Source organism: Drancourtella massiliensis, from assembly GCF_016900655.1.
GTDB lineage: Bacteria > Bacillota > Clostridia > Lachnospirales > Lachnospiraceae > Sellimonas > Sellimonas catena.
The window spans coordinates 125,238-143,481 of sequence record NZ_JACJKH010000002.1; the positions used below are offsets into that span (position 1 = coordinate 125,238).

18 protein-coding genes are annotated in these 18,244 nt (G+C 45.7%); 17 read left to right on the top strand and 1 reads right to left on the bottom strand.

Annotation, left to right across the window (positions count from 1 at the left end; all coding sequences use genetic code 11):
• Window positions 1–115: 115 nt before the first annotated feature.
• The 7 genes from mtaB to H6A32_RS01665 all read left to right on the top strand — a co-directional run bounded on the left by mtaB (window position 116) and on the right by H6A32_RS01665 (window position 6,092).
• Entirely contained in the window at window positions 116–1,447 is a 1,332-nt protein-coding gene (gene mtaB, locus H6A32_RS01635) for a tRNA (N(6)-L-threonylcarbamoyladenosine(37)-C(2))-methylthiotransferase MtaB (RefSeq protein WP_204863595.1), read from the top strand.
• Window positions 1,448–1,499: 52 nt separating this feature from the next.
• Window positions 1,500–1,763, top strand: coding sequence for an IreB family regulatory phosphoprotein (locus H6A32_RS01640; RefSeq protein WP_087168210.1), 264 nt, complete (start codon window positions 1,500–1,502; stop codon window positions 1,761–1,763).
• 2 nt (window positions 1,764–1,765) lie between these two features.
• Entirely contained in the window at window positions 1,766–2,197 is a 432-nt protein-coding gene (gene ruvX, locus H6A32_RS01645; RefSeq protein ID WP_087168209.1) for a Holliday junction resolvase RuvX, read from the top strand.
• Window position 2,198: 1 nt separating this feature from the next.
• Window positions 2,199–2,459, top strand: a complete 261-nt coding sequence (locus H6A32_RS01650) for a DUF1292 domain-containing protein (protein WP_087168208.1) — start codon at window positions 2,199–2,201, stop codon at window positions 2,457–2,459.
• 67 nt (window positions 2,460–2,526) lie between these two features.
• On the top strand, window positions 2,527–4,197 hold the full coding sequence (locus H6A32_RS01655) for a ribonuclease J (protein ID WP_087252767.1): 1,671 nt from the start codon (window positions 2,527–2,529) through the stop codon (window positions 4,195–4,197).
• Between the two features lie 20 nt (window positions 4,198–4,217).
• Window positions 4,218–4,862, top strand: coding sequence for an O-methyltransferase (locus tag H6A32_RS01660; RefSeq protein WP_087168206.1), 645 nt, complete (start codon window positions 4,218–4,220; stop codon window positions 4,860–4,862).
• A 6-nt stretch (window positions 4,863–4,868) separates the two neighbouring features.
• Window positions 4,869–6,092, top strand: a complete 1,224-nt coding sequence (locus H6A32_RS01665; RefSeq protein ID WP_087168205.1) for a peptidase U32 family protein — start codon at window positions 4,869–4,871, stop codon at window positions 6,090–6,092.
• Between the two features lie 44 nt (window positions 6,093–6,136).
• On the opposite strand, the gene sigK is transcribed toward H6A32_RS01665, so the two are convergent.
• On the bottom strand, window positions 6,137–6,772 hold the full coding sequence (gene sigK, locus H6A32_RS01670; protein WP_430749564.1) for an RNA polymerase sporulation sigma factor SigK: 636 nt from the start codon (window positions 6,770–6,772) through the stop codon (window positions 6,137–6,139).
• A gap of 194 nt (window positions 6,773–6,966) precedes the next feature.
• On the opposite strand from sigK, the gene H6A32_RS01675 reads away from it, so the two are divergent.
• From H6A32_RS01675 to H6A32_RS01720, 10 genes are all read left to right on the top strand, one after another.
• Window positions 6,967–8,493 carry a YifB family Mg chelatase-like AAA ATPase gene (locus tag H6A32_RS01675; RefSeq protein WP_346342219.1) on the top strand — a complete coding sequence of 509 codons (1,527 nt, stop codon included), beginning with the start codon at window positions 6,967–6,969 and terminating at the stop codon, window positions 8,491–8,493.
• Window positions 8,490–9,617, top strand: coding sequence for a DNA-processing protein DprA (dprA, locus tag H6A32_RS01680; RefSeq protein WP_242958980.1), 1,128 nt, complete (start codon window positions 8,490–8,492; stop codon window positions 9,615–9,617). Before H6A32_RS01675 ends, dprA begins: the two co-directional genes overlap by 4 nt.
• 30 nt (window positions 9,618–9,647) lie before the next feature.
• Window positions 9,648–11,720: a type I DNA topoisomerase gene (gene topA, locus H6A32_RS01685; protein ID WP_087252764.1), complete on the top strand. Its 2,073-nt coding sequence runs from the start codon at window positions 9,648–9,650 to the stop codon at window positions 11,718–11,720.
• A 121-nt stretch (window positions 11,721–11,841) separates the two neighbouring features.
• A complete protein-coding gene (gene codY, locus H6A32_RS01690) occupies window positions 11,842–12,624 on the top strand; it encodes a GTP-sensing pleiotropic transcriptional regulator CodY (protein WP_087168200.1) in 783 nt (260 codons plus the stop codon).
• 81 nt (window positions 12,625–12,705) lie between these two features.
• Window positions 12,706–13,002 (top strand): hypothetical protein, encoded by a 297-nt coding sequence (locus tag H6A32_RS01695; RefSeq protein ID WP_087168199.1) that lies wholly within the window; start codon window positions 12,706–12,708, stop codon window positions 13,000–13,002.
• A gap of 144 nt (window positions 13,003–13,146) precedes the next feature.
• On the top strand, window positions 13,147–13,434 hold the full coding sequence (locus tag H6A32_RS01700) for a co-chaperone GroES (protein ID WP_087168198.1): 288 nt from the start codon (window positions 13,147–13,149) through the stop codon (window positions 13,432–13,434).
• Between the two features lie 55 nt (window positions 13,435–13,489).
• Window positions 13,490–15,109 carry a chaperonin GroEL gene (gene groL / locus H6A32_RS01705; protein ID WP_087168197.1) on the top strand — a complete coding sequence of 540 codons (1,620 nt, stop codon included), beginning with the start codon at window positions 13,490–13,492 and terminating at the stop codon, window positions 15,107–15,109.
• 94 nt (window positions 15,110–15,203) lie between these two features.
• Window positions 15,204–15,692: a DUF6106 family protein gene (locus H6A32_RS01710; RefSeq protein WP_087252763.1), complete on the top strand. Its 489-nt coding sequence runs from the start codon at window positions 15,204–15,206 to the stop codon at window positions 15,690–15,692.
• A gap of 88 nt (window positions 15,693–15,780) precedes the next feature.
• Entirely contained in the window at window positions 15,781–17,235 is a 1,455-nt protein-coding gene (gene guaB, locus H6A32_RS01715) for an IMP dehydrogenase (protein WP_087168195.1), read from the top strand.
• Window positions 17,236–17,614: 379 nt separating this feature from the next.
• The gene (locus tag H6A32_RS01720; RefSeq protein WP_204863596.1) at window positions 17,615–18,223 is read left to right on the top strand and encodes an N-acetylmuramoyl-L-alanine amidase; all 609 of its coding nucleotides are present in this window, start codon (window positions 17,615–17,617) and stop codon (window positions 18,221–18,223) included.
• Window positions 18,224–18,244: the final 21 nt, after the last annotated feature.

Consider the following 18,244-nt stretch of genomic DNA (forward strand, 5'->3'; position numbering starts at 1 on the left):
TGTTTATATCAATATCTTATGATAGTACAATTAAAAAGTCAAGAAACAACTTGCCAAAGAAATGGAAGAAATTTCGTCATATTTTATAAAATTTTAGAAAAGGACTGAGGAAAAAATGAAAAAAGCGGCACTTCATAATCTCGGATGCAAAGTAAACGGATATGAGACAGAGGCCATGCAGAAACTTCTTGAAGAAGATGGATATGAGATTGTCCCTTTTCATGAGAAGGCGGATGTTTATGTAATCAATACCTGCACAGTGACAAATATTGCTGACAGAAAATCCAGACAGATGATCCACCGTGCAAGAAAGCTGAATCCGGAGGCGGTGATAGTGGCGGCAGGATGCTACGTCCAGGCACAGGAAGAAGCGGGACAGGCGATTGAGGGAATCGACATTCTGATCGGGAACAATCAGAAAAAGAATCTGATCAGCCTTCTCCATGCACATGAACAGCATGAGGATATAAAGGCGGTGATTGATATCAATCATACCGGCGAGTTTGAAGAACTCTACGTGGATTCAGCCGGAGATCATACGAGAGCCTACATCAAGATTCAGGACGGATGCAACCAGTTCTGCACGTACTGTATTATCCCGTATGTGCGGGGCAGGATCCGCAGCAGACAACCGGAGGAAATCGTAAAAGAAGTGGAACGGCTTGCGGATGCCGGCTATCAGGAAGTAGTTCTGACCGGAATTCATGCAAGTTCCTACGGGGTGGATTTTGTGAATCCGAAGATGGATCTGGATTCCTGGGTGACTATGGAGGGAGAAAAAAAAGATCTTCTCTACCTGATTCGGCAGATCCATAAAGTAGAAGGAATCAGGAGAATACGCTTAAGCTCGATCGAGCCGAGAATTATTACAGAAAAATTCGCAAAAGAACTTGCAAAGCTTCCAAAGGTCTGCCCGCATTTCCATCTGTCCATGCAGAGCGGCTGCGATGCAACGCTGAAGAGAATGAACAGACACTATACGAGCAGAGAATACTATGAAAAATGCGGTATTTTAAGAACGTATTTTGAGCATCCGGCGATTACAACGGATGTTATTGTAGGATTCCCGGGAGAGACGCAGGAGGAGTTCGAGACGACCAGGGCGTTTATTGAAAAAGTCGGATTTTATGAGACTCATGTGTTTAAGTACTCCAGAAGAAACGGTACAAAGGCGGCGTCCATGCCGGACCAGGTGCCGGAACAGAAAAAGGCGGAAAGAAGCCAGATCCTGCTTGATCTCTGTAAAAAGAAAAAGAAAGAGTTTGAAGATCAGATGATCGGAAAGCAGGTAGAAGTCCTTCTGGAGGAAACCTTTGAAAAAGACGGGGTCCTTTACCGGACGGGCCTTACAAAAGAATATGTAAAAGTTGCGGTAAAGGCTGATAATACGAGGGAAAATCAGATTCTGGAAATGACCATTGAGAATCATTCTCAAATTATGGATTGAATTTTAGATGGGATTATATTAGAATAGAGTAGTAGTATTGGAGGTCGCAACGATGAAAGATTTATCAAACACACAGTTTTTCCAGGTGGGCCAGGGCCCGCAGATTCAGGCAAAGGATATTCTTGAGATCGTTTATAAGGCTTTGCGTGAGAAAGGATACAATCCGGTCAACCAGATGGTTGGTTATATCATGTCCGGAGACCCGACTTATATCACAAGCCATAACGGTGCAAGAAGTCTTGTCATGAAGATGGAACGAGATGAACTGGTCGAAGAGATGCTCAAAGCATATATTGAGCACAATGGCTGGGAGTAACGATGAGAGTAATGGGATTGGACTTTGGCGCGAAGACCGTAGGAGTCGCTGTGAGCGATCCTTTAGGTCTGACTGCCCAGGGGGTCGAAACAATTACTAGGACGCAGGAGAACAAGCTGAGAAAGACACTGGCGAGGATCGAGACACTTGCCGGAGATTTTAAGGTGGAAAAAATTGTACTTGGATTCCCGAAACACATGAATAATGATATCGGAGAGCGTGCCGAGAAGACACTCGCGTTTAAGGAAATGCTTGAGAGACGGACCGGGCTTGAGGTGGAATTATGGGATGAGAGGCTCACGACAGTCTCTGCTGAGAAAGTACTGATGGAAAGCGGCGTGCGCCGGGAAAACAGGAAACTCTATATAGATAAAATTGCAGCAGTTTTCATACTGCAGGGATATCTGGATTCCGTTGGTATGAGAGGAGTTTAGAATGGAGAAAATTATGTTTATGCCGGAAGGTTCGGATCAGCCGGCAGCATTCTATGTTTTGGAACAGACAAAAATCAGGGGAATTTCCTATATTCTTGTGACGGATAAAGAAGAGGGAGATGCGGAATGTCTGATTTTAAAAGATAAAAGCAATAGCGAAGGGGAGGACTCCCTGTATGAGATCGTAGAAGACGAAGTGGAACTTCAGGCAGTATCGAAAGTGTTTGAAGAACTTCTGGAAGATGTGGGGATCGAACTGTAGCTTTTTGCGGATCTTATTACCAGTCAGAGAATGAATGGACGGAAAATAAAATCATGGAGGTGTAGATTTGAAAAAAACGAACAATTCAAAATTGCGTATCATTCCGATAGGCGGACTGGAGCAGATCGGAATGAACATTACTGCCTTCGAATATGAAGACAGTATTATTGTGGTAGACTGCGGTCTTGCATTCCCGGAGGACGACATGCTGGGAATTGATCTTGTGATACCGGATGTCACCTATTTAAGAGATAATATTTCAAAAGTGAAAGGGTTTGTGATTACCCACGGACATGAAGACCATATCGGAGCGCTGCCGTATGTATTGAAAGAACTTAATCTTCCAATTTACACGACAAAACTTACGATGGGCATTATCGAAAACAAGTTAAAAGAACACAATCTGATGAGGAGTACGAAGCGGAAAGTCGTACGCCACGGCCAGTCTATTAATCTCGGGAAATTCCGAATTGAATTTATCAAAACAAACCACAGCATTCAGGATGCGTCTGCGCTTGCCATTTACTCACCGGCGGGGATTGTTGTTCATACGGGAGACTTTAAGGTGGATTACACGCCAGTATTCGGTGACGCGATTGATCTGCAGCGCTTTGCCGAGATTGGAAAGAAAGGCGTACTGGCGCTGATGTCGGACAGCACCAATGCGGAGCGGCCGGGATTTACCCAGTCTGAACGTACGGTCGGACGGACATTTGACCATATTTTTGCGGAGCACACTAATACGAGAATTATTATCGCGACGTTTGCATCGAACGTGGACCGTGTGCAGCAGATTATCAACTCTGCTTACAAATATGGCAGAAAAGTTGTCGTGGAAGGACGGAGCATGGTCAATATCATCTCTACCGCCGCGGAACTGGGATATCTGGACATTCCAAAGAATACACTGATCGAGATTGACAAGCTGAAAAACTATCCTCCGGAGAAGACGGTTCTGATTACGACAGGAAGCCAGGGAGAGTCCATGGCGGCACTTTCCCGCATGGCAGCGGATATTCATAAAAAAGTGACCATTATGCCGGGAGATACGGTTATTTTCAGTTCCAACCCGATCCCGGGAAATGAGAAGTCTGTATCGAGAGTGATCAATGAGCTCTCTGCAAAAGGGGCAAATGTGATCTTCCAGGATGCCCATGTATCCGGACATGCCTGCCAGGAAGAACTGAAACTGATCTATTCTCTTGTGAAGCCGAAATATGCGATTCCGGTACATGGAGAGTACCGCCATATGAAAGCAAATGCGGGGATTGCGGAGCAGCTTGGAATTCCGAAGGAAAACATTTTCATTCTCCATGCCGGAGACGTGCTGGAGCTGGATGACAAGGGTGCAAAGATTGCTGACCATGTGCAGACGGGAGCGATCCTTGTCGACGGACTTGGCGTCGGCGATGTGGGAAATATTGTGTTAAGAGACCGCCAGCATCTGGCAGAGGACGGAATCCTGATCGTTGTTCTGACCCTTGCAAAAGGAACAAACCAGCTGCTGGCCGGACCGGATATTGTGTCCCGCGGATTTGTCTATGTACGGGAATCCGAAGGGCTGATGGAAGAGGCGAAAGAGGTGCTTGGTGTCGCTCTGGAGGGATGCTTAAGCAGCCGTAACGCAGACTGGAGCAAAATCAAACTTGTAATCCGTGATACCATGAATGAGTTTATCTGGAAGAGAACAAAGAGAAGACCGATGATTCTTCCGATCATTATGGACGTCAATGTATAGGCGGGAAAGGGACAAAACGGATGATAGTGGATGAGAGGATCGTAGATTACATCCGTTCACTGGAAACACGAAACAGCGAAATACTGGAAATGATTGAGCAGGAAGCACTTAAAGAGCGGGTTCCGATTATCAGAAAGGAAATGCAGAGCTTTTTAAAAGTGCTTCTGCTTTTGAAAAGGCCAGAACGGATTCTGGAGATCGGTGCCGCGGTCGGGTTTTCGGCACTGCTCATGAGCGAGTATGCTGGAAACGGATGCAGAATCGATACGATCGAAAATTATGAAAAGCGGATTCAGAAAGCTGAAGAAAATATCAAAAGAGCCGGAAAAGAAGAGCAGATTCATCTTCTGAAAGGGGATGCGATGGAGATCTTAAAGACACTGGAAGAACCGTATGACATGATCTTTGTCGACGCAGCGAAGGCACAGTATATTGCCTATTTTCCGGAAGTGATGCGGCTTTTAAACAAGGACGGGATGCTGATCTCGGACAATGTCCTTCAGGACGGCGGAATTATGGAATCCCGGTTTGCTGTGGAGCGGCGTGACCGGACGATCCACAGTAGAATGAGAGAGTATCTCTATCTTTTAAAACATGACGAAAGACTGGAGACAGCTGTCGTGCCAATCGGGGACGGGGCGTCTGTCAGTGTAAAGAAGGAGTGAACAAAAATGCGTCATCCGGAATTATTAGTGCCGGCGAGCAGCCTGGAAGTGCTGAAAACCGCAGTGATTTTCGGGGCAGATGCCGTATATATCGGTGGAGAGGCCTTTGGCCTTCGTGCGAAAGCGAAAAATTTTTCCATGGAAGACATGAAAGAAGGAATTGCCTTTGCGCATGAACATCAGGTGAAAGTCTATGTGACAGCCAATATTCTTGCGCACAATGCAGACCTTGAGGGCGTACGGGCATATTTTCAGGAATTAAAGGAAATTGGACCGGATGCACTGATCATTGCAGATCCGGGAGTGTTTGAGATCGCAAAGGAGGTCTGTCCTGAGATTCCTCGCCATATCAGTACACAGGCGAACAATACAAACTATGGTACCTACCTCTTCTGGCATCACCAGGGAGCGGAGAGGGTTGTGACGGCAAGAGAGTTGTCTTTGGATGAAATCCGGGAGATCCGTGAGCACATTCCGGATGACCTTGAGATCGAAACATTTATTCACGGGGCAATGTGTATTTCCTATTCCGGCCGCTGCCTTCTGAGCAATTATTTTACCGGCCGGGACGCGAATCAGGGGGCATGCACCCATCCGTGCAGATGGAAATATTCCATCATGGAAGAGACAAGACCGGGCGAATACATGCCGGTTTATGAAAATGAACGTGGAACCTACATTTTTAATTCCAAGGATCTGTGCATGATTGAGCACATTCCGGAATTGATGGAAGCCGGGATCGACAGTTTCAAAATCGAGGGAAGAATGAAGACGGCTCTCTATGTAGCCACTGTGGCACGGACCTACCGGAAAGCGATCGATGACTATCAGGAGAGCCCGGAGCTTTACGAGGAACATATGGACTGGTACAAAGAGCAGATCGCAAACTGTACCTACCGCAAATTTACAACAGGCTTCTTCTTCGGAAAGCCGAATGAAGAGGCGCAGATTTACGATAACAATACCTATCTGAAAAATTATACGTATCTTGGTATTGTAGACGAGATAAAGGACGGTCTCATCCGGCTGGAACAGAAAAATAAATTCTCTGTAGGTGAGGAGATTGAGATCATGAAGCCGGATGGAAGCGATGTGAAGACGAAAGTCCTTGCAATCTATGACAGTGAAATGCAAAGTCAGGAATCTGCCCCGCACGCCAGACAGCTTTTGTGGGTGAAGCTTGACAGGGAAGCATCCAGATACGACCTTCTGAGGAAAAAAGAAGAATAAAGAAGACATAGTATGTAAAACACGGCAGAAAACGCCGTGTTTTTTTAATCCTCAAAGAAGAGACGGAGTTTTTCGATAGCGCTCTTCTCAATCCGGGAGACGTAGGATCTGGAGATGCCAAGCCTTTTCGCGATTTCACGCTGTGTCAGGATTTCCTCGTTGTAGAGACCGTAACGAAGTTTCAGCACTAGACGTTCTCTCTGAGAAAGTTCGGATTCTACTTTTTGATATAGTTTTCCAATATCATCCTGGAGTGTGATCTGCTCATCCACTTCCCGTGCCTCGGATTCCATAATGTCAAAAAGACGGATTTCGTTTCCCTCCTTGTCAGTTCCGATGGGTTCGTAGAGGGAAACCTCCCCGGATACTTTTTTCCGGGAGCGCATCAGCATCAAAAGTTCATTTTCAATGCAGCGGGCGGCATAGGTGGCAAGACGTACGCCTTTGTCCGGATTGAATGTCATGACAGCTTTGATCAGTCCGATGGTTCCGATGGAGATCAGGTCCTCGGTATCTTCGGAAAGATGCTGGTATTTTTTGACCACATGTGCTACAAGGCGCAGATTATGTTCAATCAGGATGTATTTTGCTTCCAGATCTCCCTCTGTATACTTCTGCATATAATACTGTTCTTCGTCGGCAGTGAGGGGCTGTGGAAATGATTTCAAGGGAATACGCACCTCTTAACATGTTTGCTATCAGTTTATGAGAATGCAGGATTTTTTGTGCTTTTCCAAAATAAGAATTGACATTTAGGGACGAAGGGACTACCATGAAAGCAAAGATCTGAAAATTCACATGCCGGTTCCGGCAGAAACGGGGATTCACCTGGGCATTTCAACGGGAAATCAGAAAAAGAAATATGGGATTTGCAATGGTAAAATCAGCAGTGATGGATGGACTAACTGTAAGAGAAGTCTGCGTGGAGGCTGATACAGGGAGCGGCCTTCCGGTTTTTCACATGGTAGGGTATCTTTCGTCCGAAGTAAAAGAGGCTGGAGAACGTGTTCGGACAGCGATCCGCCATACAAGGGCGCGTCTGCAGCCTCAGAGGATGGTGGTCAACCTGTCGCCGGCAGACATTCGAAAGACAGGTGCCTCATTTGATCTTCCGATTGCGGTAGCCCTTGCTTTGTCGGCGGGGAGTATTATGGACCGGTGTGAAAAGAGGGTCCTTTTCATTGGAGAACTGAGCCTGGATGCCAGAATACGGAAGGTAAGAGGTATCCTGCCGATTGTTTCTTATGCCAGAGAAAATGGATACGAGATCTGTGTCGTACCGTGGGAAAATGAGACAGAAGGGAAGCTGGTTTCGGGAATCGAGGTGGTTGGAGCCGCCACGCTTTCCGAAGTATGGAATTTTCTTGAAACAGGGGAACGGCCGGTCAGAAAGCAGCAGGCGGCAAAAGTGCGTGACAGAGACAAAAGTGAGCTTGACTTTGCGGATATAAAGGGTCAAAGTGGTCTGAAACGAGCTTCGGAAGTGGCTGCCGCAGGAGGTCATAACATTTTATATCTTGGCCCGCCGGGTTCGGGAAAAACCATGGCGGCACAGCGGCTTCAGACCATTTTGCCGGATCTGGACGCCAGGACCGGGATGGAGGTAACGACGATCTACAGTGCAGCAGGACTTTTAGATGAAGCGCAGCCGCTGCTTATCCGGCCGCCGTACCGGGAAGTCCACCATACGGTAACAAAAGCAGCACTTCTTGGAGGCGGCAGATATCCGACACCGGGAGAATTAAGCCTTGCCCATGGGGGAATTCTTTTTCTGGATGAGCTTTCCGAGTATCAGAGAACGGTGCTGGATGCGCTGAGAGAGCCTCTGGAGACAAAGCAGGTACGGATAACAAGAAAAAAAGGCACTTACATCTTTCCGGCGGATGTACTGGTTGCTGCAGCTATGAACCCGTGTCCGTGCGGAAACTATCCGGATCTGGAGCGCTGCCGCTGTACACCCGGCGAGATTCACCGGTATCTTGGCAAGGTCAGTCAGCCGTTTTTGGACAGGATGGATATTTGTATCGAGACGCCGAAAATTTCCTACGGGGAGCTGACATGCGAAAAGCAGGAAGAATCTTCCGGAACAATCCGGGAAAGAGTGCTTCGGGCCAGGAAAATCCAGAAGAAAAGGTATCGGGAAAGGGAGATGTTGACAAACAGCAGAATGGGACGGAAGGAAATCGAGGAATTCTGCTGTTTAGAAGAAAAAGAGAAGCAGATGATTGAACGCGCGTTTGAACGCCTGAATCTGACAGCCCGCACCTACTACAAGACACTGAAAGTAGCGCGGACCATTGCGGATCTGGAAGGAAGCGGACAGATCCGTACGAATCATCTTGCGGAAGCAATCAGTTACCGGATGGTAGACCAGACAATATGGGGGAATCAGAAAAGATGAGTAAAGAAGAGGAGTTTGTATTCTGGCTGGCATGTATCCAGGGAATTTCATCTTCCAAAAAAAGACTCCTGCAGGAGACATTCGGCTGTGCGAAAGCAGTCTATTATATAGAAGAAACAGGACGGAAATCATGCTGGTTTTTAACGGAAAAGGAGAAAGCAGCTCTCAAAGAGCATCAGAAGGAGGCAGTTCTGGATGAACGGAAAAGAGTCTGGGAAAAGGCCAGGAAAAAGGGGATCAAGCTTACATACTGGACAGACAGTGCCTATCCGGAAAAGCTTTCCCGGATCGTGCAGCCACCCTATGCACTGTTCGGAGCCGGGAAGGAATGTTTTGCCTTTGAGGGTGTGACTGCGGCAATTGTAGGAGCAAGAGAGGCAAGCGCATACGGCAGGCAGATGACATATGAGTATGGGAGAGAACTGGCAAAAGCCGGAATGAACATCATCAGTGGCATGGCAAGAGGAATCGATGCTGCAGGACTGGAAGGAGCGCTGCTGGAAGGGAAAGGGCATTGTGCAGTGCTTGGTTCCGGAGTGGATGTCTGTTACCCGAAAGACAATCAAAGGCTTTATCAGAGACTTTGGGAAGACGGAAGGATCCTCTCGGAATATCCGCCTGGAACACCGCCGCTTGCCCGTAATTTTCCTCCAAGGAACAGGATCATCAGCGGGCTTGCCGATGTGGTTCTTGTAATGGAGGCAAGAAAAAGGAGCGGCTCTTTAATCACGGCTGACTTTGCGCTGGAACAGGGAAAAGACGTATATGCCCTTCCGGGGCCTGTGACCAGTGACTTGAGCCGGGGGTGCCACCAGCTGATCCGGCAGGGCGCTGGTATTTTGGTTTCACCGGAGGAATTCCTTTGTGATTTGCCGTATAAATTGCAGAAATCACTCATAGAATTCTGTAAAAATCCGGTTAAAAATTCAAACGAAAATGAAATAATGCTTGAAAGTCCTGAAAAATTGTTGTATAGTGTTCTGAGTTTGGAGCCTAAAAATATACAGGAAATCGAGGATCAGTTATCGCTTCCGAGAGGTGAAATCATGGAAGCGCTGTTGAATCTGGAGATGAATGGATGGATCCAGGAAGTTTCAAAAAATGATTATATCCGATTGAAGTAAGATTTGAAGTTGGATGGAGGAATAGGTATTATGGCACGTTATCTGGTGATTGTGGAGTCACCTGCGAAAGTAAAAACGATCAAAAAATTTCTGGGAAGCAATTATGTGGTGATGGCATCCCAGGGACATGTGCGCGATCTGCCGAAAAGCCAGCTCGGTATTGATGTAGAGCACGATTTTGAACCAAAGTATATTACTATTCGCGGAAAAGGAGAGATCCTTGCGCAGCTTCGCAAAGAGGTCAAAAAGGCGGACAAGATTTATCTTGCGACTGACCCTGACCGTGAAGGAGAAGCAATTTCATGGCATCTGACCAAGGCGCTGAAACTGGAAGGGAAAAAGGTTTACCGTATCAGTTTTAACGAGATCACAAAGAACGCAGTCAAGGAGTCCATCAAGAACGCCCGGGAAATCGATATGAATCTGGTTGACGCACAGCAGGCGAGAAGGGCGCTTGACAGGATTGTAGGATATAGAATCAGCCCTTTGCTCTGGAAGAAGGTAAAACGCGGCTTAAGTGCAGGCCGGGTACAGTCTGTGGCGCTTCGGATTATTGCGGATAGAGAGGCGGAGATTGATGCGTTTATACCGGAAGAGTACTGGACGCTGGACGCGGTTTTAAAGGTACAGGGAGAGAAAAAGCCTCTGCGTGCCAAATTCTATGGGACGAAAACAGAAAAAATAGTGATTCGTTCTGCCGAAGAAGAACAGAAGATAGAAAAAGAACTTGAGAATGCCGATTTTCATGTTGCAGAGGTCAGAAAAGGAGAGCGCACCCAGAAGTCTCCGCTTCCGTTTACTACCAGTACCCTGCAGCAGGAAGCATCCAAGGTACTGAATTTTGCGACACAGAAGACAATGCGGATTGCCCAGCAGCTATATGAAGGAATTGATATCAAGGGTCAGGGAACGGTTGGTATCATTACCTATCTCCGTACGGATTCCACCCGTGTTTCCGAGGAAGCGGAGCGTCTTGCGAGAGAATATATCTCCTCTGTTTACGGTGCAGAATATGTAGCGGACACAGAAAAGAAAAAGGACGGGGGAAAAAATATTCAGGACGCCCACGAGGCAATCCGTCCTACGGATATTTCCAGAACACCGGCTTCTCTCAAAGAGTCTCTTTCGAGAGACCAGTTCCGCCTGTATCAGCTGATCTGGAAACGCTTTGCGGCGAGCCAGATGCAGCCGGCGAGATTTGAGACGACTTCCGTCAAGATTGACGCGGGCAATTACCGGTTTACCGTTGCAGCATCCAAAATCGCATTTGACGGATTCCGTTCCGTTTATGTACAGCCGGATGAAGAAAAGGCAGAGAACAATGTCCTGCTCAAAGGACTGGATGAACAGTCCGTCCTGACAAAAGAGGATTTTGAAAAGAAGCAGCACTTTACGCAGCCGCCGGCACACTACACAGAGGCGTCTCTTGTAAAGGCACTGGAGGAACTGGGAATCGGACGGCCTAGTACGTATGCTCCGACGATTTCCACGATTATTGCAAGACGTTACGTTGCAAAGGAAAATAAAAATCTTTATCTGACCGAGCTGGGCGAAGTAGTCAACAATATGATGCTGAAATCTTTCCCAAGTATTGTGGATGTGAATTTTACAGCCAATATGGAAGGACTTCTGGACCGGGTTGCCGAAGGCAAAGTGCAGTGGAAATCGGTAATCAGCAATTTCTATCCGGATCTGGAGGAAGCAGTGGAAATAGCGGAAAAAGAGCTTGAGGAAGTCAAAATCGAAGATGAGGTGACCGATGTTATCTGTGAAGAATGCGGACGGAATATGGTCATCAAATACGGACCTCACGGGAAATTTCTGGCATGTCCGGGATTTCCGGAATGCCGCAATACGAAGCCGTATCTGGAAAAGGCGGGTGTATCCTGCCCGAAATGCGGAAAGGATGTGGTAATCCGGAAGACCAAAAAAGGAAGACGCTACTACGGATGCGAAAATAATCCGGAATGCGATTTTATGTCCTGGCAGAAGCCGTCTGACAGGAAATGCCCGAAATGCGGCAGTTATATGGTAGAAAAAGGGAACAAACTTGTATGCTCTGATACCTCCTGCGGGTATGTTGAAAAAAAAGAAAAAAAATAATTTCCGAAATTTATTGATAACATGGAAATTGTATGATAATATTAAAATATGAGCCGCATATTCTATAATTTGTTCGTACAATTACATGGAACAACGTCATGAATTTGAATGGAGGAAAATTATGAGTGTACAATTATTGGATAAGACGAGGAAAATAAACAAATTGCTTCACAATAATAATTCCAGTAAAGTTGTTTTCAATGATATATGTGAAGTGCTTACGGAAATTCTGAATTCAAATATCCTTGTGGTAAGTAGGAAAGGGAAAGTTCTGGGAATCAGTAAAAAAGAGGAGATCCGCCCGCTGACAGAACTGATTAATGGAGAAGTTGGCGGACATATTGATTCCATGCTGAACGAACGTCTGTTGAGCGTTCTATCAACGAAGGAAAATGTCAACCTCCAGACACTGGGATTCGATGCCGAAACAGCGAAAGGCTACCAGGCGATTGTATCTCCGATTGAGATCGCGGGAGAACGGCTTGGAACTCTGTTTATTTATAAACAGGATGAAGAATATGAAATTGACGATATTATTCTCAGCGAGTATGGTACAACAGTAGTCGGACTTGAGATGCTCCGTTCTGTCAATGAAGAGAATGCAGAGGAGACGAGAAAAGAACATATTGTTCAGTCGGCGATCAGCACGCTTTCGTTTTCAGAGCTGGAAGCGATTATCCATATTTTTGACGAGCTTGACGGTATGGAGGGAATTCTTGTCGCAAGCAAGATCGCGGACAGAGTAGGAATCACAAGATCTGTCATTGTAAATGCGCTTCGTAAATTCGAAAGCGCAGGCGTGATTGAGTCCAGATCCTCCGGAATGAAAGGAACCTATATTAAGGTGGTGAACGACTACGTATTCACGGAACTGGAAAAGATAAAAAAAGAAAAGCAAAAATAGAAAGGCATTGAACAGTAGGATATGCAAATAGAAGGGAGCGTCAGTATTCTGAGGCTCCCTTTTAGGAAAGGAGAAATAAAAATGTACGAGGACGGAGCTGCTGTTTTACAAATGAAAAAGGTATTTTTGAAAGATGAGAAATATAACCGGAAAAAATATATGACACGCATAAAAAACTATGATCCGCAGCAAGAAGAGATGACGCTTTACACAAGCCGGGGCGATGTGGACGAGTTTTCCCTGGATGCTGTATATGAATGTATTTTTGAAGTGAAAGAAGGCCGGTTCGGATGCGAAGGAGTCATTCGGAAACGTTTCCGCAGCCAGGAGAAGGATCAGGTTGTATTCCGGATTCAGAACGGGTTTTATAAAGTTTAAACGGACAGAATTATAAACGAATTATAAAGAATGAGAATGGATGTTGACAAATAAAATAGAGAGTGCTATTTTATTACTAGAGTGTTTTAGCACTCTAGTTCAATGAGTGCTGATAAACTAATAGGCAATGAAGGAGGAACAATCATGAAATTAGTACCATTAAGTGACAGAGTTGTATTAAAACAGATGGAAGCAGAAGAAACAACCAAATCCGGGATCGTGCTTCCGGGACAGAATAAAGAAAAGCCGCAGCAGGCAGAAGTCATCGCGGTAGGACCGGGAGGACTGGTCGATGGGAAAGAAGTGGAAATGAAAGTTTCTGTTGGAGATAAAGTCATTTATTCAAAATATGCAGGTACAGAAGTAGAGCTTGACGATGTAGAATATATCATCGTAAGACAGAGCGATATCCTCGCAGTGATCGAAGCTTAAATTCAGAGTGACAGATAATAATATTTAAAATAAACAGATTATGGAGGGATTTGAAATGGCTAAGGAAATCAAATATGGAGCAGAAGCCAGAAAAGCGCTTGAAGCAGGCGTAAATAAACTTGCTGACACAGTCAGAGTTACACTTGGACCAAAAGGAAGAAACGTCGTACTTGACAAATCATTCGGCGCACCGCTGATCACAAACGATGGTGTGACAATCGCAAAAGAGATCGAGCTGGAAGACGCATTTGAAAATATGGGAGCTCAGCTGATTCGTGAAGTTGCGTCCAAGACAAACGATGTAGCTGGAGATGGTACAACAACCGCAACCGTACTTGCCCAGGCAATGGTTCATGAAGGTATGAGAAACCTTGCAGCAGGCGCAAATCCGATTGTTCTTAGAAAAGGTATGAAAAAGGCAACTGACCTCGCAGTGGAAGAGATCGCAAAAATGAGCAGCAAAGTAAAAGACAAGGCTCAGATCGCAAGAGTTGCCGCTGTATCTTCCAGTGATGATGAAGTAGGAAACATGGTTGCGGACGCAATGGAAAAAGTTTCCAACGATGGTGTTATCACAATCGAAGAATCCAAGACAATGAAGACAGAGCTTGACCTGGTAGAAGGTATGCAGTTTGACCGTGGATATATTTCCGCATACATGGCAACGGACATGGATAAGATGGAAGCAAATCTGGAAGATCCGTATATTCTGATTACAGATAAGAAGATCTCCAATATTCAGGAGCTGCTTCCTCTTCTGGAACAGGTTGTTCAGGCGGGTGCAAGACTTCTTATCATTGCAGAAGATGTAGAAGGAGAAGCACTGACGACTCTGATCGTAAACAAACTGCGTGGTACTTTCAATGTTGTTGCTGTGAAAGCTCCGGGATACGGCGACAGAAGAAAAGAAATGCTTCGCGATATCGCAATTTTGACAGGCGGAGAAGTAATCTCTGAAGAACTGGGACTGGATCTGAAAGAGACAACTCTGGATCAGCTTGGCCGTGCAAAATCTGTAAAAGTTCAGAAAGAAAATACAACTATCGTTGACGGTATGGGAGAGAAATCTGAAATTGAAGCACGGATCGCGCAGATCAAGGCTCAGATTGAAGAGACAACATCTGATTTCGATAAAGAGAAACTTCAGGAAAGACTTGCAAAACTTGCAGGCGGTGTAGCAGTCATCCGGGTTGGAGCAGCTACAGAGACAGAGATGAAAGAAGCAAAACTTCGTATGGAAGATGCTCTTGCTGCAACAAGAGCAGCTGTAGAAGAAGGAATTATCGCCGGAGGCGGATCTGCATATGTACATGCGACAAAAGCTCTGGAAAAACTTGTTTCCGAAATGGAAGGGGATGAAAAAACCGGTGCTCAGATTATCATGAAAGCACTGGAAGCTCCTCTTTACAGAATTGCGGCAAACGCCGGACTGGAAGGTTCCGTAATTATCAACAAAGTGAAAGAATCAGAGCCGGGCATTGGATTTGACGCATACAAAGAAGAGTATGTAGACATGGTTGCAGAAGGAATTCTTGACCCTGCAAAGGTTACAAGAAGTGCCCTTCAGAATGCGACGAGTGTTGCCTCCACACTTCTGACAACAGAGTCTGTCGTTGCCAACATCAAAGAAGAAACACCGGCAGCAGCAGGAAATCCGGGCATGGGTATGATGTAAATATAAAAAATTCGAAAACTCCTCGCAAGAGGAGTTTTCTTTTTGTATCAGAAATGATATACTGATTAGGAATAAACAGATGGAGGAAACGTGTATGAGCGATTATTACACAGAACAATTAGTCAAAAAGAAACCGGAAGGGAAAGACATTATCATTAAGATTCTGCTGGTGTTTTGTACGGTCCTTTCCTTTTTCTTTGTTTTGTTGTTGCCGTTTTTGCTGATTCTTCCGGTGCTGATGATTGTACTGGACTACTTTATGTTCCGGAGACTGGATCTGGAATATGAGTATTTGTATGTGAACGGAGATCTGGATATCGACAAGATCATGGGAAAACAGAAGAGAAAAAGAGTATTTTCCATGAATGTCAATGACATGGATCTGCTTGCGCCGCTTGGAGCAGGAGAGCTCAACCAGTACAGAACCGGCAAGGTACTCGACTTCAGCTCCCATATGCCGAATGCGAGATGTTATGTAATGGTGATTACCAAAGACGGACATCAGACAAAAGTGATTTTTGAACCGGAGCAGGTTATTCTTGACGGAATGAGGATGCTGGCACCAAGAAAAGTCATTTTATAGAGAAAAAGAAAGAGTTGACAGCAGATATTTTTTTCGGTATTATATCATTTAATACAAAAACAGTCAGAGAAAGAGAGGAAAAGAAGTCATGGGTAAGATTATTGGAGAAGGTATTACGTTTGATGATGTATTACTGGTACCGGCTTATTCGGAGGTTGTTCCGAATCAGGTCGATCTGTCTACACACTTGACAAAGAAGATTCAGTTAAATATTCCGATGATGAGTGCCGGGATGGATACGGTAACGGAACATCGTATGGCCATTGCTATGGCACGCCAGGGTGGTATCGGAATCATCCATAAGAATATGTCGATTGAGGCTCAGGCTGAAGAGGTGGACAAGGTAAAACGTTCTGAGAACGGTGTTATTACAGATCCATTTTATCTGTCGCCGGAGCACACACTGGAAGATGCCAACAATCTGATGGCAAAATTCAGAATTTCCGGTGTGCCGATCACAGAAAACGGAAAACTGGTTGGTATTATCACGAACCGGGATCTGAAATTTGAGACAGATTTTTCAAAGAAGATCAAAGAGTCCATGACTTCAGAAGGACTGATCACGGCTCAGGAGGGCATCACTCTGGAGGAGGCAAAGAATATCCTTGCCAAAGCCAGAAAGGAAAAACTCCCGATTGTAGATAAGGATTTTAATCTCAAAGGACTGATTACAATAAAGGATATAGAAAAGCAGATCAAATATCCGCTTTCCGCAAAGGACGAGCAGGGACGTCTTCTCTGCGGTGCAGCAGTCGGCATCACAGCCAACTGTCTGGAGAGAGTAGAGGCACTGGTCAATGCAAAAGTTGACGTGATCGTTCTCGACTCCGCGCACGGGCACTCGGCAAACGTGCTCCGCTGTGTACGCATGATCAAGGAGAAATTCCCGGATCTGCAGGTAATTGCAGGAAACGTTGCAACAGCGGAAGCGACAAAAGCGCTGATCGAGGCCGGAGCAGACGCTGTCAAAGTCGGAATCGGACCTGGATCCATCTGTACGACACGTGTCGTTGCAGGAATCGGTGTTCCTCAGGTGACAGCAGTCATGAACTGCTATGAAGCGGCAAAAGAGTACGGTATCCCGATTATCGCAGACGGCGGTATCAAGTACTCCGGAGATATGACGAAAGCGATTGCTGCCGGAGCCAATGTATGTATGATGGGAAGTATCTTTGCAGGATGTGACGAGAGTCCTGGAACATTTGAACTGTTCCAGGGAAGAAAATACAAGGTTTACCGTGGAATGGGCTCGATCGCTGCGATGGAAAACGGAAGCAAGGACCGTTATTTCCAGACGGATGCCAAGAAACTGGTACCGGAAGGTGTGGAAGGACGTGTTGCATATAAAGGTACCGTGGAGGATACGGTATTCCAGCTTATGGGCGGACTTCGTTCCGGTATGGGATATTGTGGAACAAAGACAGTGGAAGAGCTGAAAGAAAACGGAAGATTTGTTAAGATTACAGCTGCTTCCTTGAAAGAAAGCCATCCGCATGATATCCATATTACAAAAGAAGCACCGAACTACAGTGTTGATGAGTAAAGGCATGCGATAAATTAAATAACAGACCTCCTGACTTCCTTTTTATGGGAAGCGGGAGGTTTTTTGATTTAACAGGAAACTTCGTTCCCTGCTAAACAAAAACGCTCTGCGGGATCGCGCGCGCAAAGCAGAAATTTGTCGCTAAAGCGACTGTGCCCGGCGCGAGAGTTCCTCGAGAGGAATCCTTTGCTTTTTTTCGGTATGAGAACAAGATAAGAAAAGCTTAAGAAATTCGAATCAAAATTTTTAAAAACGCCGGAACCTTTTTGTTTATAATAGAAAGAGGGAAAAAGAAAAGGGGAATAGTATCGTGCGAAAGAGAAGACAAAGAAGAAAAAGAAAAAGCAGAGGGTCGGACAGACTGCTGAAGGCAGGTCTTATGATTTTAATCCTCCTGGCGGTTGTGCTGGGGGGAATGAAACTTACCGGGGCAGGACCGATTTTTAATGGATACAGAGAGCTGGAAGGAGAGGCTGTGGATGCCTATCGTCCGGATATGGAGGTGGAGCTTCTGACACCGAATCCGTATTCCAGACCGGAGACCGGAACATCGAGAATCCGGAATATTGTCATTCATTATACTGCCAATCCGGGAGCTACGGCGCAGCAGAACCGGGATTATTTTGAGGGTCTCAAAGACACACATCTGACACAGGCAAGCAGCCATTTTATTGTAGGGCTGGAAGGTGAGATCGTCCAGTGCATCCCGACCTGGGAGGTGGCGTATGCGTCCAACAGCAGAAACGGAGATACCGTTTCCATCGAGTGCTGTCATCCGGATGAAACGGGAGCATTTAATCAGGCGACATATGACTCCATGGTAGAACTTTCTGCATGGCTCTGTCTAAAGTTCGGACTTACAGAAAATGATCTGATCCGCCACTATGATATTACCGGAAAGATATGTCCGAAGTATTTTGTAGACTATCCTGAAAAATGGGATGAGTTTTGCGGCGATGCCAGGAAAATGCTTGAAAAAATGCAGTAAACTGGTTATGATAGAAAAAGC